We start from the raw sequence: 22,951 nt of genomic DNA on the forward strand, positions 1-22,951 counted from the left end.
CTGCCCCTTAGCGCAGGGCGCGGGGCAAAGTCAAAGGAAATGACCGCTTCACGCTTTTGCGAAAGATGCGCGGCAGATGCGCATCTGCCTTGGCCCCGTTGGGTCTTGTCTCTATGATCCGCCCGACTTGAGGAGGACCCCGCATGATCGTCGAGACCGGCCATTTCGCCCTGATCCTGGCCCTGTGCGTGGCGCTGGTGCAGGCGGTCATCCCGCTGGTGGGCGCGCAAAGGGGCTGGTCGGGCTGGATGGCCGTCGCCCCCCCCGCGGCGCTGGCGCAGTTTCTGCTGATCGCCACGGCCTTTGCCGCGCTGACCTATGCCTTTGTGACATCTGATTTTTCGCTCAATCTCGTCTATGAAAACTCGCATACCGACAAGCCGATGCTCTACAAGGTCACCGGGGTCTGGGGCAACCACGAGGGCTCGATGCTGCTCTGGGTGCTGATCCTTGCGATGTTCGGCGCGGCGGCGGCGGCCTTTGGCGGTGCGCTGCCGGAGCGGCTGCGGGCGCGGGTGCTGGCGGTGCAGGGCACGATCGGGCTGGCGTTCCTGGTCTTCGTGCTTTTCACCTCGAACCCGTTCCTGCGGCTCGAAGACGCGCCCTTCAACGGGCGCGACATGAACCCGCTGTTGCAAGACCCCGGCCTCGCCTTCCACCCGCCGTTCCTTTACCTCGGCTATGTCGGGCTTTCGATGGCCTTCAGCTTCGCCGTCGCCGCGCTGATCGAGGGGCGGGTCGATGCCGCCTGGGCGCGCTGGGTCCGGCCCTGGACCTTGGCCGCCTGGATCTTCCTGACCATCGGCATCGCGCTCGGCTCGTGGTGGGCCTATTACGAACTCGGCTGGGGCGGCTTCTGGTTCTGGGACCCGGTCGAAAACGCCTCGCTGATGCCCTGGCTTCTGGCGGCGGCGCTTTTGCATTCCGCCATCGTCGTCGAAAAGCGCGAGGCGCTGAAAAGCTGGACGATCCTGCTCGCCATCATGGCCTTCGGCTTTTCGCTGATCGGCACCTTCCTCGTGCGCTCGGGCGTGATCTCCTCGGTGCACAGCTTCGCCAATGACCCCGAACGCGGGGTGTTCATCCTGTTCATCCTGGCCTTCTTCACAGGCGGCGCGCTGACGCTTTATGCGGCGCGGGCCTCGGACATGCAGGCGAAGGGGCTGTTTGCCATGGTCAGCCGCGAATCGGCGCTGGTGGTGAACAACGTGCTGCTGGCGGTAGCGGCGCTGGTCGTCTTTACCGGCACGGTCTGGCCGCTGATCGCGGAACTGGTCTGGGACCGCAAGCTCTCGGTGGGGGCGCCGTTCTTTGAAAAGGCCTTCACGCCCTTCATGATCGGGCTGGCGCTGCTTCTGCCGTTGGGGGCGATGATGCCGTGGAAACGGGCAAGCCTTGGCAAGCTGGTGCGGCCCTTGCTACCCGCGCTTGTGCTGACGCTGGCGGTGCTGGCGCTGGTCTGGACGCTGGCGACGGGGCGGCCGATGCTGGCGCTCGGCGCGGCGGGGCTGGGCGCCTGGATCGTCTTTGGCGCCTTGGCCGAGCTGTGGCAGCGGGCGGGGCGCAGGCCGGGGCGGATCCTGCGGCTGCCGCGGGCTGACTGGGGCAAGGCCTTCGCGCATGGCGGGCTGGGCATCGTCTTTGCGGGCGTGGGCCTGCTGATGGCGGGGCAGATCGAGGATATCCGGGTGGCGAAGGCGGGCGACAGTTTCGAGGTGGGCGGCTATACGATCACCCTCGTTTCCGTCGATGACCTGCCGGGGCCGAACTTCACCGCGAAAACCGCGACGATGGAGGTGCGGCAGGGCGCCAAGCTGGTGGCGGTGCTGCATCCCGAAAAGCGCATCTATCCGGTGCAGGCGATGCCGACGACCGAGGCCGATATCGACAACGGTTTCTGGCGCGATGTCTATCTGGTGATCGGCGACCCGCAGGAGGGCGGCGGCTGGGCGGTGCGGACCTATATCAAGCCTTTCGCGAACTGGATCTGGGCGGGCTGTCTGTTGATGGCCTTCGGCGGCGGGTTGAGCCTGACCGACCGGCGCTATCGCAGCGCCGCGGGGGCGCGGCGGGCGGTGCCGGACACGGCTGTTGCGGCGGAGTGAGCGATGCTGAAACGTCTTGCGCTTTTGCTGCTTCTTGCCACCCCCGTTCATGCGGTGCAGCCCGACGAGGTTCTGTCCGATCCGGGGCTTGAGGCCCGGGCACGGCAGATTTCGCAGGTGCTGCGCTGCCCGGTCTGTCAGGGCGAGAACATCGACGAATCGAATGCCGGGGTGTCGCGCGATCTGCGGCTTGCGGTGCGCGAGCGGCTGGTGGCGGGCGACACCGACGCGCAGGTGATCGACTATATCAAGGACCGCTTCGGGGAATATGTGCTGTTCGAGCCCGAGCGGCGCGGCGCCAATCTGATCCTGTACTGGATCGGGCCTGCGGTGCTGGTGGTGGCTTTGGGCGGCATCTTCCTGTGGCTGCGCGGGCGGCGGCGCGAGGAGGACCCGGCGCCGGCGCTCTCGGCCGAGGAAGAGGCGCGGCTGAAGGAATTGCTGAAGGACTAGGGATTTCGCCCGGGGCTTGCGCCCCGTGCGACCCGCGGGGGGCGCAAGCCCCCCGCACCCCCCGGCGTATTTTGCCAAGGAAAAGCCGGGGCCGGGATCTGGTCGTGACGTTTGGTTTCGCTTTGCCTTTCGCCCCCCGCGCGGCAAGCTGGGGCAAAGAGGAGGCCGGCGATGACCTATCACACCATCCGCTACGAGAGTGCCGAGGGGCTGGCGGTGATCACGCTCGATCGCCCCGAGGTGATGAATGCACTCAACCGCGCGATGCGGCGCGAGCTGACCGAGGCGCTGCACCGCGCACGGGGCGAGGCGCGGGCGATCGTGCTGACCGGATCGGGGCGGGCCTTTTGCTCGGGGCAGGATCTGGGCGATGGCGCGGCCGAGGGGCTGAACCTGGAAACCGTGCTGCGCGAGGAATACGAGCCGCTCTTGCAGGCGATCTGCAGCTCTCCGCTGCCGGTTCTGGCGGCGGTGAACGGCATGGCGGCGGGGGCGGGGGCCAATCTGGCGCTGGCGGCCGATGTGGTGATCGCGGCGCAGTCTGCGGCCTTCCTGCAGGCCTTCACCCGGATCGGGCTGATGCCGGATGCGGGCGGGACCTGGTGGCTGCCGCGCCAGGTCGGCATCGCCCGCGCCATGGGCATGGCGCTTTTCGCCGAAAAGATCGGCGCCGAGGAGGCCGCGCGGATCGGGCTGATCTGGGAAGCCGTGCCCGATGTCGATTTCGAGCATCACTGGCGCGCCCGGGCGGCGCATCTGGCCAAGGGGCCGACGGCGGCCTTTGGCGCGCTCAAGCGGGCCTTCCATGCCGGTCTGACCAATCCGCTGTCGGCGCAACTGGCGCTGGAGGCGCGGCTGCAGGGAGAGCTGGGCCAGAGCGCGGATTTCCGCGAAGGCGTGCTGGCTTTTCTGGAAAAGCGCCCGCCGCGGTTTTCCGGCCGCTGAGCCCTTGCCCCGCCTGCTTGCCCGCGCTACCCAGAACCGGCCGCGGGCGTGGCGAAATGGTAGACGCATGGGACTTAAACTCCCTCGGAGGGATCTCCATGCCGGTTCGAGTCCGGCCGCCCGCACCACAAATCCAAAACATCACATTGATTTCGAATGTATTTTCTTTCGCGAATGTCCCGGCCCCGGATGCTGCGCCAAAGTCAGGCGGCGGCGGGAGGGTCACCTTGCTGTCGGCGCAAGCCGACCGCGGCCCGTGAGGCAGCGGCATCGCCCCGCGGCAGACCGCGGTAACCGCCGGTCGCGTCGCGCCCCGGGGCGACAGAAACGCGCCCCTTGCCGTCATTCGCGCCAGGGGCGATTGTTGAACGCACTCCGCTGAGAGGTAACGTCACTTATGGCCCGTGCCAATTCCCAGACGATAATCCGTGCATTTGAGCCTTCAGATGTGCCTGCTTTGACCCAACTGCTCAACCTGCCCGGCGTGGTCGCAGGGACGTTGCAACAGCCATTCAGATCATTTGCGGAAAGAGCAAAGCGGGCTGAATACTTCTGCCCTCAGGTGAACATTGTTGCTGAGCTTGAGGGCGTTTTGCTTGGGCACGCTTGCTTGAATGTCGCTTCGGACATCAGTTGCAGGCATTCCGGCACTGTTGATGTCGCCGTGAGAGACGATCATTGGCGCATGGGTATCGGCTCGAAGCTCGTCAGAACGCTATTGGATCAGGCTGACAACTCGATCGGGTTACGGCGAGTCGAGCTGACAGTCCTTGCGGAAAACACCGGGGCGATTGCCCTCTATGAAACCTTGGGCTTCCGGCGCGAAGGGGTATTTCATGATTACGCTTTCAAGGCCGGAAGATTTGTCGATGCCATCCCTATGGCGCGGATCAAAAAGTAGCAGGGGCACCCTTGCGATCGACTGCTGCGCCAGATCGGCTGCGGCCGCGCACGAAATCGGCGGTCCGGAGCGATGACGCCGGGCGCTTGCCGATCTTCGGTAGCACCGGGACGCGCACACCGACGCCCACACCGGCCACGTTCCGGCGTGAGCCTTGCCCTTGGCCCCTTGCGGCCATAAATCGGACGAAACCGAAAGGGAGAGCCGATGGCCCGCAGACCCGCAACCCCGCTGGAAGATCGTCCGAAACCGAAACAGCTGGGCGCGATCCGGGGCCTTGTCCCCTTCATCACCCCCTATCGCCGTCTGGCGCTGGCCACCGCCGCGGCGCTGGTGCTGACCGCCATGGTGACGCTGATCCTGCCGATCGCCGCGCGCCGCGTGGTGGACGGGTTCCAGCACGGCGGCGAGATGCTTGACAGCTATTTCCTGGCCGCCCATGTCATCGCCGCGGCTTTGGCACTGGGCACCGGGCTGCGCTACTGGCTGGTCACCCGCTTCGGCGAGCGCGTCGTCGCCGATATCCGCAAGGCGGTCTTCGGCCGGGTGATCAGCCTGTCGCCCGCCTTTTACGAAAAGATCCTGACCGGCGAGATCATCTCGCGCATCACCACCGACACCACGCTGATCCTGTCGCTGCTCGGCTCCTCGATCTCGGTCGCGGCGCGCAACATCCTGATCTTGCTGGGCGGTCTGACCATGCTTCTGGTCACTTCGGCGAAGCTGACCGGGCTGGTGCTGTTGATCGTGCCGCTGGTCATCGTGCCCATCGTCATCATGGGCCGCCGCCTGCGCCGGCTGAGCCGCGAAAATCAGGACTGGATCGCCTCTTCCTCGGGCTCGGCCTCGGAGGCGCTGAGTTCGGTGCAGACGGTGCAGGCCTTCACCCATGAGGCGCTGACCCGCCAGGCCTTTTCCGAGGTCACCGAAAAGGCCCTCGCCTCGGCCAATGACCGCATCACCACCCGCGCGATCATGACGATGATCGTGATTTTCCTGGTCTTTGCCGGGATCGTCGGCGTCCTTTGGATCGGCGCGCGCGATGTGCAGGCGGGGCTGATGACGGTGGGCCAGCTGGTGCAATTCGTCATCTATGCGATTATGGTCTCGGCCGCGGTCGGCGCGCTGACCGAAATCTGGGGCGAGGTGCAACGCGCCGCGGGGGCGACCGAGCGGCTGGTGGAGCTGCTGCATGCGGGCGATACCGTGACCGATCCGGCCCGGCCCCTGCCCCTGCCCCGCCCGGTGAAAGGCGCCATCGCCTTTGAAAATGTCACCTTCCGGTATCCGTCGCGGCCCGAGACCTCGGCCTTGAACGCGGTCAGCCTGCAGGTTGCGCCCGGGGAAACCGTGGCGCTGGTCGGGCCTTCGGGGGCGGGGAAAACCACGATCATCCAGCTGATCGAGCGGTTTTACGACCCCGAACAGGGGCGGATCACGCTGGATGTCATCGATCTGCGCGATCTGGCCCGGGCGGATTATCGCCGCGCCCTCGCGCTGGTGCCGCAAGACCCGGTGATCTTTGCCGCCAGCGCCCGCGAGAACATCCGCTTCGGCCGCCCCGACGCCAGCGATGCCGAGGTCGAGGAGGCCGCGCGGGCGGCCTATGCGCATGATTTCCTGACCGCGCTGCCGCAGGGCTTTGACACCTATGTCGGCGAGCGCGGCATCATGCTCTCGGGCGGGCAGAAGCAGCGCATCGCCATTGCCCGGGCGATCCTGCGCGATGCGCCGGTGCTGCTGCTCGATGAGGCGACCTCGGCGCTGGATGCGGCCTCGGAACGCGCGGTGCAGGCGGCGGTCGATGATCTGCGCGCCAGCCGCACCACGATCATCGTCGCGCATCGGCTGGCGACGGTGAAAAAGGCCGACCGGATCATCGTCTTCGATCAGGGCCGGATCGTCGCGCAGGGCAGCCACGACGCCCTGGTGGCCGAGGGCGGGCTTTATGCCGAGCTGGCGCGGCTGCAATTCACCGACGGGGCCGCGTGCTGAAAGCCCTGTCCCAGCGTCATGCCTGCCATGACGTGACGTTCGCGGCAATCCCGCCCTTGCCCGGGCGCCGTTTTATGACGCATTCTGCGCACAAGGCCTGCGGAGGAACGGGCCGGGGGAGGACACAATGACCGATACCTACGCCACGGTGGCCGATCGCGACCGCGTCGAAGCCGAGATGCCCTGGGAAGACCGCGACCGTGCGGTGACGATGTATGATTTTCTGTCCCGCGTGGCGAGGAAACACGGGGCCCGTCCGGCGCTGACGTTTCAGATCACCTCGGGGCCTGCGGATCACTCCCTCACCATGACCTGGGCAGAGGTCCTGGCCCGGGTGACGCAGGTGGCAAACCTGTTGCGCCGGATGGGCGTGGGCGAAAAGGACACGGTGGCTTACCTGCTGCCCAACAGCCTGGAAACCGCGGTGGTGCTTCTGGGCGGCGCGACGGCGGGGATCGTCAATCCGATCAACCCGTTGCTGGAGCCCGAGCAGATTTCCGCGATCCTGCGCGAGACCAAGGCCAAGGTGCTGGTGACGCTGAAAAGCTTCCCGAAATCCGACATCGCGCAAAAGGCGGCCGAGGCGGTCAAGCACGCGCCGAATGTCAAGACGATCCTTGAAGTCGATCTCAACCGCTACCTGACCGCGCCGAAACGCTGGATCGTGCCTTTCATCCGGCCGAAGACGCATTTCCGCCATCACGCCGATGTCTATGATTTCAACACCGCCTGCGACGGCCAGCCCGCCGACCGGCTGGTGTTCGAGGATGCGAAGGCCGACCGCGTCGCCGCCTATTTCCACACCGGCGGCACCACGGGCATGCCGAAAGTGGCGCAGCACAAATATTCCGGCATGATCTACAACGGCTGGCTGGGCGGCACGCTTTTGTTCCGCCACACCGATGTGATGATCTGCCCGCTGCCGCTGTTCCACGTCTTTGCCGCCTATCCGATCCTGATGTCGGCGATCCATTCCGGCGCCCGTGTCGTCTTCCCGACCCCCGCGGGCTATCGCGGCGAGGGGGTCTTCGACAATTTCTGGAAGCTCGTCGAACGCTGGCAGGTGACCTTCCTGATCACCGTGCCCACCGCCATCGCCGCGCTGATGCAGCGCAAGGTCGATGCCGACATCTCGTCCCTGCGCACGGCAATCTCGGGCTCCGCCCCCCTGCCGGTCGAGCTTTACAACCGCTTCAAGGAGGCGACGGGCGTCGAGATCTGCGAGGGCTACGGGCTGACCGAAGCCACCTGCCTGGTCTCGATCAACCCGGTCGACGGGGTGAAGAAGGTCGGCTCGGTCGGCATCCCCCTGCCCTATTCCCACGTCCGCATCCTGCGCAAGACCGAGGCGGGCTTTGTCGGATGCGCCCCCGACGAGGTGGGCGAGATCTGCGTCGCCAACCCGGGCGTCTTCGAGGGCTCGACCTATACCGAGGTGGACAAGAACCACGATCTCTTTGCCGAGGAACGCTTCCTGCGCACCGGCGATCTGGGCCGGATCGACCCGGACGGCTATCTGTGGATCACCGGCCGCGCCAAGGATCTGATCATCCGCGGCGGTCACAACATTGACCCAGCGGAAATCGAGGAGGCGCTGCTGTCGCACCCCGCCATCGCCTTTGCCGGCGCCATCGGTCAGCCCGATGCTTTCGCGGGCGAATTGCCCTGCGCCTATGTCGAGCTGGTCAAGGATGCGACGATCAGCGCCGAAGAGCTGCTGGCGCATGCCAAACGCCACATCCACGAACGCGCGGCGGTGCCCAAGCACATCGAGGTGCTGGACGAGCTGCCGAAGACCGCGGTGGGCAAGATCTTCAAGCCCGAGCTGCGCAAGCGCGCGATCACCCGGGTTCTGGACGGCGCCTTGGCCGAGGCCGGGGTGCCGGTGCAGGTCGTCGCGGTGGTCGAGGACAAGAAGCGCGGTCTGGTGGCGCAGCTGGCCAGCACCGGCGCGGTCGATCAGGAGAAGATGGCGCAGGTGCTGGGGCAGTTCACCGTGCCCTGGGCCTGGGCCGAGTGACCGGCGGCGACAGGGCGTCTTCGGGCCGGGAAGAAATCAGCGGATCGGCAGGCTGACCTGATCCGCCGGGCGGCCAAGGGGCGGTTCCTTCGGGGACCGCCCTTTTCATCCCGGCAGTTTCATCTTGGCAGCTTCATCCTGGCAAATGAAAAGCGGCCCCCGAAGGAGCCGCTTTCCGAAATCCTGTGCGCACTGGCTCAGGCGATGGCGAGGTTGATCGCCGATTCGCGGCCGTCGCGGCCTTTTTCCAGATCGTAGTTGATCGCCTGGCCGTCATTGAGGCCACGCAGACCGGCGCGTTCCACCGCCGAGATGTGGACGAACACGTCCTTGCCGCCCGATTCCGGGGCGATGAAGCCGAAGCCTTTGGTTTGGTTGAACCATTTCACGGTGCCTTTGGCCATCCGTCGTCTCCTTCTGTATGCCGCCCGCAGGATTGCGGCGGCCCGGCTCAGTCACGTCACGATCGAGAACTGTAGCCGCAAAGGGAGCAGGTCGTCGAAAAGGCGCGGTGCGCAGGACTAGGGTATGGGGCCTTCGCCCCCACATTGCAAGAAAATTGCGCGTGGGGGTGCCGCGGCAAAAAGCCTATTGCAAGCGCCCCCAAAGGTCGTAATCCGACGCTTCCTCGACCTCGACCGTCACCATGTCGCCCGGCGAGAGGTCCTCGAATCCCTCGTCGATGAACAGGTTGCCGTCGATTTCGGGCGCATCGGCGCGGGTGCGGCAGGTCGCCCCCTCGTCATCGACGGCATCGACCAGCACCTGTTGCACGGTGCCGACCTTGGCCGCCAGCTTCGCCTCGGAAATCGCCTGCGCGGCCTCCATGAAGCGTTCCCAGCGTTCCTGTTTCAGCTCGGGCGCCATATGGCCCGGCAGGTCGTTCGACCGCGCGCCCTTGACGTTTTCATACTGGAAGCAGCCGACACGATCGAGCTGCGCCTCGGCCATCCAGTCCAGCAGATACTGGAACTCCGCCTCGGTCTCGCCCGGGTAACCCACGATGAAGGTCGAGCGCAGCACGATCTCGGGGCAATCCGCACGCCAGGCGGCGATCTCATCGAGCGTCTTGGCAGAAGCCGCGGGCCGGGCCATGCGTTTGAGCGTTTCCGGGTGGGCATGCTGGAACGGGATATCGAGATAGGGCAGCACGAGGCCATCCGCCATCAGCGGGATCAGTTCGCGCACATGCGGATAGGGATAGACGTAATGCAGCCGCACCCAGGCGCCCGAGGGCTGGGCAAGCCGCCCGAGTTCCCGCGTCAGGTCGGTGATATGCGCGCGGACCTCGGCCCCCTTCCAGGCCGTCACCTCATGCCGCCGATCCAGCCCATAGGCCGAGGTGTCCTGGCTGATCACCAGCAATTCCCGCACCCCCGCCTCGAGCAGCTTTTCCGCCTCGCGCAGCACCGCATGGGCGGGGCGGCTGACGAGTTTGCCGCGCATGTCGGGGATGATGCAGAACTTGCAGGCGTGATTGCAGCCCTCGGAGATCTTCAGATAGCTGAAATGCCGCGGCGTCAGCTTGATGCCGGTGGCGGGCAGCAGATCGACGAAAGGATCGGGCTTGGGCGGCACCGCCCCATGCACGGCATCGAGCACCTGTTCGTATTGCTCAGGCCCGGTGACGGCCAGCACTTTGGGATGCACGCCGGTGATGAACTCCGGCTCGGCGCCCAGACAGCCGGTGACGATGACCTTGCCATTCTCGCTCAGCGCCTCGCCGATGGCTTCAAGGCTCTCGGCCTTGGCACTGTCCAGAAAGCCGCAGGTGTTGACGATCACCGCATCGGCGCCCTGATAGCTGGGCGAGATCGCATAGCCCTCTGCCCGCAACCGGGTCAGGATGCGTTCGCTGTCCACAAGCGCCTTGGGGCAGCCCAGCGAGACCATGCCGATCGTCGGCTGGCCCGGGCGGGGGGTGTCGGTGACAAGCGCTTTCGGCGCAAGATCGGGGCGGAGGTTGGGCGGGTTCTGGCTCATGGGGGCGATATACACCGCCTTGGGGGGCCGCGGGAAGCGCCTTGCGCGACAGGTGTAACAGTGATTGCAAGCACACCCTCAAGCAGTATCATGCCGCGAATGTTGTGAAGGGGGCCATTTTGACCAAGAGATTGATCGTTTTCGGCAACGGCCTTGGTCGTGCCATCGACGACATGCATTTCAAGCTCTCAACCGCGCTCGGCGTCGCTTGGAATAGTGGAGTCCTTTCACCAGAGAAAAAAGACGCCCTGTTGCGTTGGGCGATGTTGGGCGCAGGAGAGTCGCCCAATACCGAAGAGCAATTCGGCCGCATTTATGTCGTCATGCGGGAGGCGGCGAAAATTCGAAGGGAGCATCCCGTCTCTGCGATGGACTTGACCGAAGACGAGATGCGATCATTCTGTCATGCAGCGGCGTGTCACTTTCATGACGAGGCGTTTTCAAGTGCGGACAGTGAGGAGAAAAGGGCTAAATTCATCGCAGCCTTGATTGAGCACATCGCAAAGAAAGAATCCAGTATCGCAACACTGAATTACGACAAGCTTATATATGGCGCCATGGTGGATGCACATCGTAAGAATGGCTTGGATTTTGACGATGGCTATAGGAAAAGAAAAATTCCTGTCTTCGATCTGACTGCCTTGAGAAATTCCACTGATCGAGAGCACCCACTATATCTGCATCTTCATGGCTCACCTCTATTTCTGACCAGTCAAAACGAATGCGGCGACGATCAGATTGAAAAAAGCCAACGTGGGCGATCCCCAAAATTGCCGGCTCACCCCAAAGCCACCTGATCCTGAACAATTCCTACTACAAACAATTCGACATAGAAAAAAGCGATCTTCTCAAAAGCTATTGGAACGCCTATCGTACCCTTGTCGCCAAAGCGGAGCGCATTTTCCTTTTCGGATATTCGGGCTGCGATGACCACCTGAATGCAACAATTAACCTCTTGGGAAAAGGGCAAGTCACGCGCGTCGTAGAATATGAATCGACAAAACACCACCCAGCCGATCCGAAAACCGAAATCAGTCAAAGCGAGTATTGGGACCTGATCATCCCCGGCTCGAAAGTGATCCCGATGCCAAACATTCTGGACTTCAGGGATTGGGAACAATAGCCCCCAAACCTATCCGCGCAAACGGACACCTGCGTCTTGCCGGGCCTCGCTGTCTTACCGCCGACGGTCCCGCCGCGCGCTCATCGGCTGGAAGGCCACCGAGACATGCGCCTCGCAATAGGGTTTGCCGGCCGAGCTCGGCAGGCCGCAGAAGTAGAAATTCTCGGTCGCCGGGTCGCCGATCGGCCATTTGCAGGTCCGTTCGGTCAGTTCCATCAGCGAAATCTTGCGCGAGCGCTTTTCGACCTCGCGGACCGAGGCCAGCGTCTCGGGGCTGATCTCGTTCAGCGAAGGTTGCGGCGGCAAGGGCTGGCCCGCGGGCACCAGCGCGGGCTTGCGCACCACGCCCGGCACCGGAGCGGCGGCGACAGCCGGTTGCGGCGCGGCGGGCGCGGGGCGCGGCGGCACTGCGGCAATCGTCGGACGCACGGGTTCAGGCTCGGGCTCGACGCGCGGGGCCGCCGTTGCAGCGGGCGCCGGGGCCACCGGCTCGGGCGCGGCGGGCTTGGCCACCGCGGCAGGCGCCGCCGCCGGGGCAGGCGCGGGCGCCGCCCCCTCGACCCGGTTCGACAGGCCCAAACGATGCACCTTGCCGATCACGGCATTGCGCGTCACCCCGCCCAGTTCCTTGGCGATCTGGCTGGCCGATTGCCCCTCGGTCCACATCTTTTTCAGAAGTTCGACACGTTCATCGGTCCAGGACATCGGCGCACCTTGTTTCTTCGCCCCGCGGGGGCGGCGTTCATCACCCGTCCGGGCAGACCCGAGCAGGCATCCCCCATCGGGGCGGTCTGACCCATTTTAGCCGGGACGGTGCGCAATACAAGGACCGTCCCGGAAATTCAAGGGCGACCGAAAGACCCGGTGTCAGAACCGGGCCGCCGGACGACGCGAGGACAGCTGCAGGTTGGTTTCCGTCCGCCCCACCCCCTCAAAGCGGCGGATCGCCAGGATCGTCTCGTCCAGTTCCTCAAGCGAACGGGCGCCGATTTCGGCGATCAGATCCCATTGCCCGTTCGTCGTATGCACCGCCTGCACCGGCGGCAGGCCGAGCAGGCGGGCGATCACCTTGTCGGTCGCCCGCCCCTCGACACAGAGCAGCATCAGCCCCCGCACCGGCGCGGCAGAGACTTCGGCGCGCGTCATCACGGTAAAGCCCGAGATTTCGCCGCGCGCCACCAGCCGCTCGATCCGCGCGCGCACGGTGGCGCGGGAAACACCAAGCTGCACCGCCAGATCCGACACCGCGGCCCGGCCGTCGCGGCGCAGCGCCGCGATCAGCCGCTGATCGGTGTCGTCCAGACGCTCTGCCGTGCGGGCGGGTTCGCCCCACATCGCTCAGCCCCTCGCGGCGAGGATCGAGGCTTCGAGGATGTCGAGCGCCTCGTCAAAGACCGCATCCTGAATGGTCAAGGGCGCCAGAAAGCGGATGACGTTGCCGTAAACGCCGCAGGTGAGCAGGATCAGGCCGCGGTTCAGCGCCTCTTCGCGGACGCGGTTGGTCATTTCCGGGTTCGGCGTATGCGTGCCCGCGACGTTGAACTCGACCGCGTTCATGAAGCCCGGGCCGCGGATGTCGGCGATTTCGAGCACGCTGTCCTGCAGCGCCGCCAGACGCTGTTTCAGCCGCGCTCCCAGACGCTCGGCGCGGGCGCAGAGCTGTTCCTCCTCGATCACATCCAGCACCGCATGGGCGGCGGCGACCGCAATCGGCGCCCCGGCATAGGTGCCGCCAAGGCCACCCGGGTTCGGGCTGTCCATGATTTCGGCGCGGCCCGTGACGGCCGAGATCGGGAAGCCGCCGCCCAGCCCCTTGGCCATGGTGGTGATGTCGGCGGCGACCCCGTGATGTTCCATCGCGAAAAGCTTGCCGGTGCGGGCAAAGCCGGTCTGCACCTCGTCGGCGATCAGGACGATGCCGTTCTTGTCGGCGATCTCGCCCAGCTTCTTCATGAAACCTTCGGGCACCGGGTAGAAGCCGCCCTCGCCCTGCACGGGTTCCACGATGATCGCGGCGACGCGGGCGGGTTCGATGTCGGCCTTGAACAGACGTTCCAGCGCCGCCACGGCGTCCTCGCCCGACACGCCATGCAGCGGGCAGGGGAAGGGCAGGTGCCAGACATCGTTCATCATCGGGCCGAAACCGGCCTTGTAGGGCTGGACCTTGCCGGTCAGCGTCATGCCCATGAAGGTGCGGCCGTGAAAGCCGCCCGCAAAGGCCACAACACCGGGGCGGCCGGTGTAATGGCGGGCAATCTTGATCGCGTTTTCAACGGCTTCGGCGCCGGTGGTGGCGAAGATGGTTTTCTTCGCAAAGTCACCGGGCACGGCGGCGTTCAGACGCTCGGCCAGGGTGACGTAGTTTTCGTAAGGCACGACCTGATGGCAGGTGTGGGTGAAGGCGTCGAGCTGCGCCTTGACCGCCGCGATCACCCGCGGGTGACGGTGGCCGGTGTTCACCACCGCGATGCCCGCGGCGAAGTCGATATAACGGGTGCCATTCTTGTCCCAGATTTCCGCGTTCTCGGCGCGTTCGGCATAGATCTGTGTCGTCACGCCAACGCCCTTGGCGATGGCGGCGGCACGGCGGGCGGACAGGTCGGACGAGGTTTGCACGGTCATGAAGGGCTCCGATTCGAGATATCGCATCCTCTCACCTTGCATTTTTTCTGCAAGAAAATTCTTGGCAAGATCGGTGGCCAGGCGCATCCTGCCCGGATAAGGCAGGTGAAATGACCGAGTCGCATGCAGATATGCCCGAAGATGCGCCGCTGTTTCGGGTGACCGAAGCCGCGCGGGCGGCGGGCGTGGCCTCCTCCACGCTGCGGCTGTGGGAGACGCAGGGGCTGATTGCGCCGCAACGCCGGGCCTCGGGGCAGCGGCTTTATTCCGCAGCCGATGTGGCGCGACTGCAGCGCATCGCTTATCTGCGGCGCGAGGCCGGGCTGAACCCCGCCGCGATCCGCGCGACGCTGGAAAGCGAGAACGACGCCCCCACCGCCCCCGCGATCACCAACGAACCCTTGGGGACCGCCCTGCGGGCGCTGCGGCAGGCCCGGGGCGAGACGCTCGACACCGTGGCGCAGGCGCTGGGGGTCTCGGCCTCGGCGCTCTCGACGCTGGAACGCACTGGGGCGGGGGTCAGCTTCAAGACGCTGGCCGATCTGGCGCAATATTACGGCACCACCGTCTCGCGGCTTTCCGGGCAGGACGAGGTCGGGCACCCCGTGGTGCGGGCGGGGGCGGCGCGGATCTGGCCAATGCCGGTCGAGGGCGTGCGGGTCGAGGTTCTGGCCGAGGGGCGGCGGCAGATGGATTGCCACCGCTTCATCCTTGCCCCCGGCGCGGCCTCGGAGGGCGGTTACGGCCACGAGGGCGAGGAATTCATCACCGTGCTGGAGGGCCGTTTCCGGCTGACGCTGGACGGCACCGAGCTGCACGAGCTGGGGGTCGGCGACAGCATCTATTTCGAAAGCCGCCGTCCGCATGCCTGGGCCAATGCCGCCGACGGGCGCACGGTGGTGATCTGGGTCAACACCCCGCCGACCTTCTGACCCCGCCGAAAGCCACACCTTTGCGTGATGCTCTTGCGGGACCGCGCCCGGCGGGTCACTCTGGTCAAAACCGCGGAGGTCCCATGCGTGTCGCCGTTCTTGCCCTTGCCCTGATCGCCCTTGCCGCCTGCAAGGAGGAGGCCGCGACCGCCCCGGCCGATCCGCTGGCCCTGATCGGCACCGGAACCGAATGGACCGTCACCGAGATCGCGGGCACCGCCGTGCCTGCGGGCGTCAGCGTCACGATCTTGTCCCCCGAGCCGGGGATGCTCGCAGGCAGCTCGGGCTGCAACCGCTATGCGGGCCGGGTCGAGACCCGCGACGGCGCGCTGCATGTGGGCGCCCTGGCCGGAACCCGGATGATGTGCCCGCCCGAACAGATGCAGGTGGAACAGGCCTTCCATTCGACCATCGGCACGGTGGCGGCGCTGCGGCAGGCCGGTCCGGCGCTGGAGTTCATCGATGCCGCGGGCAAGGTGGTGCTGCGCGCCGCCCGCTAGAGGCTTGACGCCCCCGCTGTCTTCGGGAAGGCTGGGCCGATGTTCCCGATCCGCGACCATAACCCCTCGACCCGCACCCCTTGGGTGGTGCGCGGGCTTATCCTGCTCAACGTGCTGATCTATGTGCTGACCGCCGACTGGGGCGGGCGGATGTTCGGGCTGTGGCAATGGGGCGCGCTTTACCCCGAGGCGATCAGCCATGGCGTCTGGCTGCACGGGCTTGTCACGCATATGTTCCTGCATGCGGGCATCCTGCACATCCTTGGCAACATGCTGTTTTTATGGGTCTTTGGCGACAACCTCGAGGACCAGCTCGGCCATTTCGGCTTTCTGGTCTTCTACCTGCTGGGCGGCCTGGCGGCAGCGGGCGCACAGATCGCGGGCGATCCTTTCAGCGATGTGCCGATGGTCGGCGCCTCCGGCGCGATTGCCGCGGTGATGGGCGGCTATCTGCTGCTGTTCCCGAAGGCGCGGGTCGACATCCTGTTCATTTTCTTCATCATCTACAAGATCTTCACCATCCGCGCCTGGATCGTGCTGGGCTTCTGGTTCGCGGTGCAGCTGTTGAATTCGCTCGGCGGCTCGGCCGATGGCGTCGCCTATTGGGCGCATGCGGGCGGCTTTCTGGCCGGGCTGGTGCTGATGGCGCCGCATTTCCTGCGTCTGGGCGGGCCGCGGTTCTGGCGCGACCATGGCGGGCTGCCGCCGAACCCCTCGATCGACTATGTGGCAACCCGCGTGCCGGTGGTGCGCCGCCGCCGCTAGCGCCCCCGGATCATCGCAGCCGCGCGCTCGGCGATCATGATGGTGGGCGCATTGGTGTTGCCGCCGATCAGGCTGGGCATGACCGAGGCATCGACGACCCGCAGCCCCGCCACACCGCGCACCCGCAATTCGGGATCCACCACCGCCGCCGCATCGGTGCCCATGCGGCAGGTGCCGACCGGGTGATAGATCGTGTCGGCGCGCGCGCGGATATCGGCCATCAGCCCGGCCTCGGTGCCGTCATGCGGATAAAGCCTGTCGCCCCGCCAGGGCGCCAGGGCCGCCGCGCCCACGATCTGTTCCAGCATCCGCGCCGCCCGCAGCATCAGGGCTTCGTCGCGCGGATCGGCCAGAAAAGCCGGGTCGATCAAGGGCGCCTTGCGCGGGTTTTTCGACGCGAGCCGCAAGGTGCCGCGCGATTGCGGCCGCAGCACGCAGATATGCACCGACCAGCCGTCCGCGACATGCAGCTTGCGCATGTGGGCATCGACGATGCCGACGACGAAATGGATCTGCAGATCGGGCACCGTGACCCCGGGCGCGGATCGCAAAAACGCCCCGCCCTCGGCCATGGGCGAGGCGAAAAGCCCCTCGCCATGCCGCATCCAGCCGCCCGCGGCCTTCGCCAGCCGCCACAGCCCGCGCGGGTTCAGCCCGACGACATCGCGGCGCGGCGAAAAATGCGAAATCGTGTAATCCAGATGGTCCTGCAGGTTGGCGCCGACGCCGGGCAGATCCTGCACCACCGCGATGCCATGGTCGCGCAGATGCGCCCCCGGCCCGATGCCCGAGAGCATCAGAAGCTGCGGCGAGCCAAAGGCCCCGGCGGACAGGATCACTTCCCGCCCCGCCTCCAGCCGCAGCCGGTGCCGCCCCTGCCGCACCAGCGCCCCGGTGGCGCGGCCCTCGGAAATCAGCACCTTTTCCGCCCTTGCCCCGGTCAGCACCGTCAGATTGGGCCGGTCCATCACCGGATGCAGATAGGCCGCCGCCGCCGAACAGCGCTCGCCTTTCCTCGGCCCATCCCAGAATTGCGTGACCTGAAAGGGCGCGGCGCCCTCCTGCCGGTCGCCGTTAAAGTCGTCGGTTTCCGGGCATTGCACCGCACCGCAAGCCTGCACGAAAGCGCGGGTGATCGGCCGCGGGCGGCGCTGGTCGCCCACCTGCAACGGCCCCGCATCGCCGTGATGCGCAGACGCCCCGCGACTGTTGCGCTCGGAGCGCAGGAACCACGGCTGACAGGCCGCCCAATCCCAGCCCGTGGCCCCCGCTGCCGCCCAGGCGTCGTAATCCGAGGGATGGCCGCGCACATAAAGCATCGCATTGATCGCAGAGGACCCGCCCAGCCCCCTGCCCCGCGGCTGAAAGCCCCGCCGCCCGTTCAGACCGGGCTGCGGCACCGTCTGCAGCGCCCAGTTATGCGCGCCGAGATACCCGGGGACCAGCGCCGCCACCAAGGCGGGCGCCCGCACCAGAATGTCTTTCGCCGCATTGCCCGCCTCGACCAGACAGACGCGGGTGCCCGGATCTTCGCTCAGCCGCGCCGCCAGCACCGACCCGGCCGAGCCGCCGCCCAGAATGACATAGTCGAAATGCATCAGGCTCCCCCCTGTTCGGAGAGAGCCTAACCTGTTTTGCCCGGTCACAAAGTGTGACCTGCCGTCACTTCGGGGCCGTCACTTCCGCTGCACGCCGCCGGTGGCCTTGGTGACCTTTTCCACCACCTTCGCCGAAACCGTCTCGATCTCGGCATCGGTCAGCGTCTTGTCGCGCGGCTGCAGCCGGACCGAGAGCGCGATCGACTTCTTGCCCGCGCCCATCTGTTCCTCGGCCTTGGCGCCGGTGAACTGGTCAAAGACCGAGACCGCCTCGATCAGCGCCTTGTCGGCGCCCATCGCGGCATTGACCGCGGTCAGCGCCTCGACGCCCGCATCGACGACAAAGGCGAAATCGCGCTCGACCGCCTGCAGACCGGACAGCGCCAGCGCCGGCCGGGTCGGCGTTTTCGCCTTCGGGAAGGGCACCGATTCAATCCAGACGGTAAAGGCGACCGCCGGCCCCTTCACCCCCATTTCGCGCAGAACTTTCGGATGCACCTCGCCAAAGCTCGCCAGCGCATTCGGCCCAAGCGCAATGGTGCCCGAGCGGCCCGGATGGAACCAGCCCGCCACCTTGCGGTTGATCTGCACCCGGGCAGGCGCACCAATCGCCGCCAGCACGGCCTCGACATCGGCCTTGGCGTCATAGACATCAACCGGACGGCGTGAGGCCCAGGGGTCACGCGGCGCCGAGGCGCCCACCAAAAGCCCCGCCGCCTGCACCGCCTGATCGCCCGGCTCGCCACCGCTGAAAGCGGGGCCAACCTCGAACAGCGCCAGATCGGCAAAACCGCGCGCCTGATTGCGCGCCGCCGCCTGCAACAGACCGGGCAGCAAATCCGGGCGCAGGTGCGTCATCTCGGACGAGATCGGGTTTTCGATCCGCGTCGCCTCACCCCCGCCGCCAAACAGCGTGGCCGATTTCGCGTCGATGAAGCTGTAGGTCACGCATTCATTGTAGCCCAAGGCCGCAATCGTGCGCCGCGCGGTGCGTTCGCGGGTCTGAATGGGCGTCAGCACCGGGCCGGGAACGCCGGTGGTTTCGCGCGCCAGCGGACGGCCGACGAGCTTCGTGAGGGACGCAATCCGCGCCACCTCTTCCACAAGATCCGCCTCGCCCAGCACATCGGGCCGCCACGAGGGCGGCGAGGCCATGTCGCCGTCAAAAGTGAAGCCAAGCGCGGTCAGGGTTTCGCGCTGCGTGGCCTCGGGGATCTCCATCCCCACCAGCGAAATCACCCGGGCGGGGTCGAGCTTGTAGGCGCGTTTCGTATCGGGAACGGCGCCGTCCATCACCACATTCGACGCCTCGCCGCCGCACAGCTCCAGCACCATCTGCGTTGCCAGTTCCAGCCCCGGCAGGGTGAACTCCGGGTCGACGCCACGTTCGAACCGATAGCGCGCGTCCGAGTTGATCTTGAGCGCGCGGCCGGTGGTGGCAATGGTGATCGGGTCCCAATAGGCGCTTTCGAGGAAGACATCGACCGTCGCCTCGGTGCAGCCCGACAGCTCGCCCCCCATGATCCCGGCAAGGCTTTCCGGCGCCGCATCGTCGCAAATCACCATCTGCCCGGGGCGGAGCGTGTAGGTCTTGCCATCCAGCGCCAGCAGTTCTTCGCCGCCCTGCGCGGGCACGATCCGCAGGTTCCCCGCCACCTTCGCCGCGTCGAACACATGCAGCGGGCGGTTCAGGTCATAGGTGAAAAAGTTGGTGATATCGACCAGGGCCGAGATCGGACGCAGCCCGATCGCCCGCAGCCGCGCTTGCAGCCAGTCGGGGCTCGGCCCGTTCTTCACGCCGCGGATCAGACGGCCAGCAAACAGCGGACAGCCCTTTTCTTTCAGGGCGGCGTCGATTTCCACCTTGATCGGGCTTTCGAACCCGCCCGGCACGGCCTCGATGTCCAGCGGTTTCAGCCGCCCAAGACCGCGCGCCGCCAAGTCGCGGGCCACGCCGCGCACGCCCAGCGCATCGGGGCGGTTCGGGGTGATCTTGATGTGAATCATCGGATCGACGGCCTCGGGGCGGTTTTCCGCCAGCCAGTCGATGAACTTGCAGCCGACCTCGGAATTCAGGCTGTCCTCGGGCAGCTCGATGATGCCGTTATGCTCGTCCGACAGCTCCAGCTCGCGTTCCGAGCACATCATGCCGTGGCTTTCGACGCCGCGGATCTTGCCGATGCCGAGCGTGGTGTCGATGCCCGGCACATAATCGCCCGGTTTCGCCAGCACGACGGTGATCCCCGCCCGCGCATTCGGCGCGCCGCAGACGATGACCTTTTCGCCCTCGTCGGTCAGCACGCGGCAGACCCGCAGCTTGTCGGCATCGGGGTGCTTTTCGGCGTGCAGCACCTTGGCGATGGTGAAGGGGGCGAGTTTCGCGCCCGGGTTCACCACCTCCTCGACCTCAAGGCCAAGGTCGGTGAGCGCATCGGCAATCTCGGTGACCGAGGCCTCGGTCTCGAGATGGTCTTTCAGCCAGGAGAGGGTGAATTTCATACCAAGTATATCCTATAGGCTGGCTGCAGGATCAGCCTGCGGCGTTTGGACTGGAGCAGAGTTCGGCGGATTTCCGCTATCTGGTGGCGAGCTAAATGGGTTACCGCCTTTAGGAGGGGCAGTAAAAGGATTATTTTGCAGGGCTCCGGTTTTATTTCGCCTCCAGCAGTCCGCAGCTTCGTCCAAAGCCCTTGAGCTCCCACGCAAGTCTACAGGGTAGTTGTCTCCATTAGGAAAAACTATCCGAAGAACACTTCCGTCCCGCAAATTATTAAAGAGCGCCTCGTAATCAGACTTCTCAGAGTATATATATATAACCTGCGAGCTATCTATAATATCCTCATTTCGCCGAGGAAGAGTGTTTGCCCTCAAAACGAATATCTTATCGCCAAACGCAAAACCAACATAACCAAGAGCAGTATCGTAAGGCAGAGTAAAATCGGCTCTGTAGAAGACGAAATCCATGTCTTCTCCATGCAGCCTAACCGTAAAAAAGGCATTTCTATAGTTTTGATTGGCATTACAAGTCGACAACTGATCAGCAGTTTCGGCCTGAAGATATGATGTCTCCCACGCAAACGCTGGCGCGGCAATAACCGCGGAGACAACGGTTGCCCAAGCAAAGAATTTAGCAGATTTCTCCATTTGAAACTCTCCACAAAAAAGAGTGCCGCTCCATTACTTACTCAACCCTCCAAAAACCGTCGGCAAATCCAATGCCGCAAAACCATAGTGCTTCAACCACCGCAGGTCGCTCTCGAAGAACGCGCGCAAATCCGGGATGCCGTATTTCAGCATCGCGATCCGGTCGATGCCGACGCCGAAGGCAAAGCCCTGATATTCGTTCGGGTCGATGCCGCCCGCCGCCAGAACCTTGGGATGCACCATGCCCGAGCCGAGGATTTCCAGCCAGGAATTGCCCTCGCCGATCTTCAACTGGCCGCCTTCCCAGGAACAGCGGATATCCACCTCGGCCGAGGGTTCGGTGAAGGGGAAGTGGCTGGCGCGGAAGCGCAATTCGACCGAGGGCACCTCGAAGAAGGTCTTGCAGAATTCCTCCAGCACCCATTTCAGGTTCGCCATCGAAATGTCGCGGCCAATGGCGAGGCCCTCGACCTGATGGAACATCGGCGCGTGGGTCTGGTCCATGTCCATCCGATACACGCGGCCCGGCGCGATCACGCGGATGGGCGCGCCCTTGGCCTGCATGGCGCGGATCTGCACCGGGCTGGTGTGGGTGCGCAGCACATGCGGCGGGCGCGGGTCGGCCGGATCGCGGGCCATGAAGAAGGTGTCGTGTTCCTGCCGGGCGGGGTGTTCGGGCGCGATGTTGAGCGCGTCGAAGTTGTACCAGTCGGATTCGACCTGCGGCCCCTCGGCCACGGCAAAGCCCATATCGGCGAAAATCGCGGTGACTTCGTCCATCACCTGGCTGACCGGGTGGATCGTGCCAGCCCGGCGCGGACGGCCGGGCAGCGTGACATCCAGCCATTCCGAGCGCAGCCGGGCATCCAGCGCCGCATCGGCCAAAGCCTCTTTCTTCGCACGCAAAGCCGCGTCGATCTCGTCCTTCAGCCGGTTCAAGGCCGCGCCGGTGGTGGTGCGTTCCTCGGGCGTCATCTGGCCCAGTTCGCGCATCTTCAGGCTGATCTCGCCCTTCTTGCCAAGGGCGGCCAGACGCAGCTCCTCAAGGCTCGCCTCATCCGCGGCGGCGCCGATGCCTTCGAGATATTTCGCCTTGAGCACATCGAGCGTGGTCATGAGGTCTCTCCTGCAAGTGGGTGCGTCTTGCTAGCCGCCCCCCGGGGTGATTTCAAGCGCCCGAACGCAAAACCCCCGCGACGGCGTGCGCCGCGCGGGGGGTTCGGTTCCCGTCAGTGGGGAATTACGCGGCCGCGGCGGCTTTGGCCTGGGCAACGATGGCCGCAAAGGCCTCGGGCTCGTGGACGGCCAGATCGGCCAGAACCTTGCGGTCCACTTCGATCCCGGCAAGCGCCAGACCGTTGATGAAACGCGAATAGGTCATTTCCAGATCGCAGGCGCGGACGGCCGCGTTGATGCGCTGGATCCACAGCGCGCGGAAGTTGCGCTTGCGCTGCTGGCGGTCGCGCGTGGCGTATTGCATCGCCTTGTCGACAGCCTGGGTGGCGGTGCGGAAGTTGCGCGAACGGGCGGAATAGTAGCCTTTCGCCTTCTTCAGGACTTTCTTGTGCGAGGCGTGAGTGACCTTGCCGGATTTGACGCGGGACATTGTTCAGGCCTCCAGATCAGCGGTTGTAGGGCATGTATTTCTTGACGATCTTCGCGTCCGCATCGGACAGGATCATCGTGCCCGCGCTGTCGCGGATGAACTTGGTCGAACGCTTGATCATGCCGTGGCGTTTGCCGGCCGGACCCGCGATGACCTTGCCGGTCGCCGTGAATTTGAACCGCTTCTTCGCAGCGGATTTGGTCTTCATCTTGGGCATTTTCATCTCCTTTTCGAGAGTGAACGCACGACTCGGCATGCC

General features: G+C 65.4%; 21 protein-coding genes and 1 tRNA gene. 11 read left to right on the forward strand and 11 right to left on the reverse strand.

Annotated features, from left to right (window positions below; genetic code table 11):
• Nucleotides 1–143 precede the first annotated feature (143 nt).
• The 7 genes from AC4PTB_RS15480 to AC4PTB_RS15510 all read left to right on the forward strand — a co-directional run bounded on the left by AC4PTB_RS15480 (nucleotide 144) and on the right by AC4PTB_RS15510 (nucleotide 8,419).
• Nucleotides 144–2,105 (forward strand): heme lyase CcmF/NrfE family subunit, encoded by a 1,962-nt coding sequence (locus tag AC4PTB_RS15480; protein WP_492190763.1) that lies wholly within the window; start codon nucleotides 144–146, stop codon nucleotides 2,103–2,105.
• 3 nt (nucleotides 2,106–2,108) lie between these two features.
• Nucleotides 2,109–2,558, forward strand: a complete 450-nt coding sequence (locus AC4PTB_RS15485) for a cytochrome c-type biogenesis protein (RefSeq protein ID WP_492190764.1) — start codon at nucleotides 2,109–2,111, stop codon at nucleotides 2,556–2,558.
• Between the two features lie 171 nt (nucleotides 2,559–2,729).
• Nucleotides 2,730–3,503: an enoyl-CoA hydratase-related protein gene (locus AC4PTB_RS15490; protein WP_492190765.1), complete on the forward strand. Its 774-nt coding sequence runs from the start codon at nucleotides 2,730–2,732 to the stop codon at nucleotides 3,501–3,503.
• Nucleotides 3,504–3,545: 42 nt separating this feature from the next.
• Nucleotides 3,546–3,631 (forward strand) — tRNA-Leu (locus AC4PTB_RS15495).
• 269 nt (nucleotides 3,632–3,900) lie between these two features.
• Nucleotides 3,901–4,404, forward strand: coding sequence for a GNAT family N-acetyltransferase (locus AC4PTB_RS15500; RefSeq protein ID WP_492190766.1), 504 nt, complete (start codon nucleotides 3,901–3,903; stop codon nucleotides 4,402–4,404).
• A gap of 207 nt (nucleotides 4,405–4,611) precedes the next feature.
• Entirely contained in the window at nucleotides 4,612–6,399 is a 1,788-nt protein-coding gene (locus AC4PTB_RS15505; RefSeq protein ID WP_492190767.1) for an ABC transporter transmembrane domain-containing protein, read from the forward strand.
• A gap of 127 nt (nucleotides 6,400–6,526) precedes the next feature.
• Nucleotides 6,527–8,419, forward strand: a complete 1,893-nt coding sequence (locus tag AC4PTB_RS15510; RefSeq protein WP_492190768.1) for an acyl-CoA synthetase — start codon at nucleotides 6,527–6,529, stop codon at nucleotides 8,417–8,419.
• 197 nt (nucleotides 8,420–8,616) lie between these two features.
• On the opposite strand, the gene AC4PTB_RS15515 is transcribed toward AC4PTB_RS15510, so the two are convergent.
• The gene (locus AC4PTB_RS15515; RefSeq protein WP_013068838.1) at nucleotides 8,617–8,823 is read right to left on the reverse strand and encodes a cold-shock protein; all 207 of its coding nucleotides are present in this window, start codon (nucleotides 8,821–8,823) and stop codon (nucleotides 8,617–8,619) included.
• Nucleotides 8,824–9,007: 184 nt separating this feature from the next.
• Complete coding sequence (gene rimO / locus AC4PTB_RS15520; RefSeq protein WP_492190769.1) at nucleotides 9,008–10,402, reverse strand: 30S ribosomal protein S12 methylthiotransferase RimO; 1,395 nt, start codon at nucleotides 10,400–10,402, stop codon at nucleotides 9,008–9,010.
• A gap of 131 nt (nucleotides 10,403–10,533) precedes the next feature.
• On the opposite strand from rimO, the gene AC4PTB_RS15525 reads away from it, so the two are divergent.
• Nucleotides 10,534–11,199 (forward strand): hypothetical protein, encoded by a 666-nt coding sequence (locus tag AC4PTB_RS15525; protein ID WP_492190770.1) that lies wholly within the window; start codon nucleotides 10,534–10,536, stop codon nucleotides 11,197–11,199.
• Nucleotides 11,200–11,579: 380 nt separating this feature from the next.
• Here the strand turns inward: AC4PTB_RS15525 and AC4PTB_RS15530 are convergent, their stop codons facing one another.
• The 3 genes from AC4PTB_RS15530 to AC4PTB_RS15540 form a co-directional block, all read right to left on the reverse strand.
• Nucleotides 11,580–12,230: a GcrA family cell cycle regulator gene (locus AC4PTB_RS15530; RefSeq protein ID WP_492190771.1), complete on the reverse strand. Its 651-nt coding sequence runs from the start codon at nucleotides 12,228–12,230 to the stop codon at nucleotides 11,580–11,582.
• A gap of 162 nt (nucleotides 12,231–12,392) precedes the next feature.
• Nucleotides 12,393–12,860: an Lrp/AsnC family transcriptional regulator gene (locus tag AC4PTB_RS15535; RefSeq protein ID WP_492190772.1), complete on the reverse strand. Its 468-nt coding sequence runs from the start codon at nucleotides 12,858–12,860 to the stop codon at nucleotides 12,393–12,395.
• 3 nt (nucleotides 12,861–12,863) lie between these two features.
• Nucleotides 12,864–14,147 carry a 4-aminobutyrate--2-oxoglutarate transaminase gene (locus tag AC4PTB_RS15540; protein ID WP_492190773.1) on the reverse strand — a complete coding sequence of 428 codons (1,284 nt, stop codon included), beginning with the start codon at nucleotides 14,145–14,147 and terminating at the stop codon, nucleotides 12,864–12,866.
• Between the two features lie 110 nt (nucleotides 14,148–14,257).
• Here AC4PTB_RS15540 and AC4PTB_RS15545 point away from each other — a divergent pair, with 110 nt between their 5' ends.
• The 3 genes from AC4PTB_RS15545 to AC4PTB_RS15555 all read left to right on the forward strand — a co-directional run bounded on the left by AC4PTB_RS15545 (nucleotide 14,258) and on the right by AC4PTB_RS15555 (nucleotide 16,344).
• A complete protein-coding gene (locus tag AC4PTB_RS15545) occupies nucleotides 14,258–15,079 on the forward strand; it encodes a MerR family transcriptional regulator (protein WP_492190774.1) in 822 nt (273 codons plus the stop codon).
• A gap of 83 nt (nucleotides 15,080–15,162) precedes the next feature.
• Nucleotides 15,163–15,579, forward strand: coding sequence for an META domain-containing protein (locus AC4PTB_RS15550; RefSeq protein WP_492190775.1), 417 nt, complete (start codon nucleotides 15,163–15,165; stop codon nucleotides 15,577–15,579).
• A gap of 39 nt (nucleotides 15,580–15,618) precedes the next feature.
• Nucleotides 15,619–16,344 carry a rhomboid family intramembrane serine protease gene (locus tag AC4PTB_RS15555; RefSeq protein ID WP_492190776.1) on the forward strand — a complete coding sequence of 242 codons (726 nt, stop codon included), beginning with the start codon at nucleotides 15,619–15,621 and terminating at the stop codon, nucleotides 16,342–16,344.
• Here the strand turns inward: AC4PTB_RS15555 and AC4PTB_RS15560 are convergent.
• From AC4PTB_RS15560 to rpmI, 6 genes are all read right to left on the reverse strand, one after another.
• Nucleotides 16,341–17,942: a GMC family oxidoreductase gene (locus AC4PTB_RS15560; RefSeq protein ID WP_492190777.1), complete on the reverse strand. Its 1,602-nt coding sequence runs from the start codon at nucleotides 17,940–17,942 to the stop codon at nucleotides 16,341–16,343. The genes AC4PTB_RS15555 and AC4PTB_RS15560 overlap by 4 nt on opposite strands.
• A 78-nt stretch (nucleotides 17,943–18,020) precedes the next feature.
• Complete coding sequence (gene pheT, locus AC4PTB_RS15565) at nucleotides 18,021–20,441, reverse strand: phenylalanine--tRNA ligase subunit beta (RefSeq protein WP_492190778.1); 2,421 nt, start codon at nucleotides 20,439–20,441, stop codon at nucleotides 18,021–18,023.
• Nucleotides 20,442–20,453: 12 nt separating this feature from the next.
• The gene (locus tag AC4PTB_RS15570) at nucleotides 20,454–21,086 is read right to left on the reverse strand and encodes a hypothetical protein (RefSeq protein ID WP_492190779.1); all 633 of its coding nucleotides are present in this window, start codon (nucleotides 21,084–21,086) and stop codon (nucleotides 20,454–20,456) included.
• A gap of 33 nt (nucleotides 21,087–21,119) precedes the next feature.
• Nucleotides 21,120–22,202 carry a phenylalanine--tRNA ligase subunit alpha gene (gene pheS, locus AC4PTB_RS15575; protein ID WP_492190780.1) on the reverse strand — a complete coding sequence of 361 codons (1,083 nt, stop codon included), beginning with the start codon at nucleotides 22,200–22,202 and terminating at the stop codon, nucleotides 21,120–21,122.
• A gap of 124 nt (nucleotides 22,203–22,326) precedes the next feature.
• Nucleotides 22,327–22,692, reverse strand: coding sequence for a 50S ribosomal protein L20 (gene rplT, locus AC4PTB_RS15580; RefSeq protein WP_055213314.1), 366 nt, complete (start codon nucleotides 22,690–22,692; stop codon nucleotides 22,327–22,329).
• A gap of 16 nt (nucleotides 22,693–22,708) precedes the next feature.
• A complete protein-coding gene (rpmI, locus tag AC4PTB_RS15585) occupies nucleotides 22,709–22,909 on the reverse strand; it encodes a 50S ribosomal protein L35 (RefSeq protein WP_013068852.1) in 201 nt (66 codons plus the stop codon).
• Nucleotides 22,910–22,951 lie beyond the last annotated feature (42 nt).

Source organism: Rhodobacter sp. 4.3.4 (assembly GCF_058724655.1).

Bases quoted from the DNA above. Each gene is read 5' to 3' on its own strand.
- AC4PTB_RS15505 (WP_492190767.1), top strand. From the start codon at position 4,612: ATGGCCCGCAGACCCGCAACCCCGCTGGAAGATCGTCCGAAACCGAAA.
- AC4PTB_RS15530 (WP_492190771.1), bottom strand. From the start codon at position 12,230: ATGTCCTGGACCGATGAACGTGTCGAACTTCTGAAAAAGATGTGGACC.
- AC4PTB_RS15570 (WP_492190779.1), bottom strand. From the start codon at position 21,086: ATGGAGAAATCTGCTAAATTCTTTGCTTGGGCAACCGTTGTCTCCGCG.
- rpmI (WP_013068852.1), bottom strand. From the start codon at position 22,909: ATGCCCAAGATGAAGACCAAATCCGCTGCGAAGAAGCGGTTCAAATTC.
- AC4PTB_RS15550 (WP_492190775.1), top strand. From the start codon at position 15,163: ATGCGTGTCGCCGTTCTTGCCCTTGCCCTGATCGCCCTTGCCGCCTGC.
- pheT (WP_492190778.1), bottom strand. From the start codon at position 20,441: ATGAAATTCACCCTCTCCTGGCTGAAAGACCATCTCGAGACCGAGGCC.
- AC4PTB_RS15540 (WP_492190773.1), bottom strand. From the start codon at position 14,147: ATGACCGTGCAAACCTCGTCCGACCTGTCCGCCCGCCGTGCCGCCGCC.
- AC4PTB_RS15485 (WP_492190764.1), top strand. From the start codon at position 2,109: ATGCTGAAACGTCTTGCGCTTTTGCTGCTTCTTGCCACCCCCGTTCAT.
- rimO (WP_492190769.1), bottom strand. From the start codon at position 10,402: ATGAGCCAGAACCCGCCCAACCTCCGCCCCGATCTTGCGCCGAAAGCG.
- AC4PTB_RS15510 (WP_492190768.1), top strand. From the start codon at position 6,527: ATGACCGATACCTACGCCACGGTGGCCGATCGCGACCGCGTCGAAGCC.
- AC4PTB_RS15515 (WP_013068838.1), bottom strand. From the start codon at position 8,823: ATGGCCAAAGGCACCGTGAAATGGTTCAACCAAACCAAAGGCTTCGGC.
- AC4PTB_RS15555 (WP_492190776.1), top strand. From the start codon at position 15,619: ATGTTCCCGATCCGCGACCATAACCCCTCGACCCGCACCCCTTGGGTG.
- rplT (WP_055213314.1), bottom strand. From the start codon at position 22,692: ATGTCCCGCGTCAAATCCGGCAAGGTCACTCACGCCTCGCACAAGAAA.
- pheS (WP_492190780.1), bottom strand. From the start codon at position 22,202: ATGACCACGCTCGATGTGCTCAAGGCGAAATATCTCGAAGGCATCGGC.
- AC4PTB_RS15535 (WP_492190772.1), bottom strand. From the start codon at position 12,860: ATGTGGGGCGAACCCGCCCGCACGGCAGAGCGTCTGGACGACACCGAT.
- AC4PTB_RS15545 (WP_492190774.1), top strand. From the start codon at position 14,258: ATGACCGAGTCGCATGCAGATATGCCCGAAGATGCGCCGCTGTTTCGG.
- AC4PTB_RS15480 (WP_492190763.1), top strand. From the start codon at position 144: ATGATCGTCGAGACCGGCCATTTCGCCCTGATCCTGGCCCTGTGCGTG.
- AC4PTB_RS15490 (WP_492190765.1), top strand. From the start codon at position 2,730: ATGACCTATCACACCATCCGCTACGAGAGTGCCGAGGGGCTGGCGGTG.
- AC4PTB_RS15500 (WP_492190766.1), top strand. From the start codon at position 3,901: ATGGCCCGTGCCAATTCCCAGACGATAATCCGTGCATTTGAGCCTTCA.
- AC4PTB_RS15560 (WP_492190777.1), bottom strand. From the start codon at position 17,942: ATGCATTTCGACTATGTCATTCTGGGCGGCGGCTCGGCCGGGTCGGTG.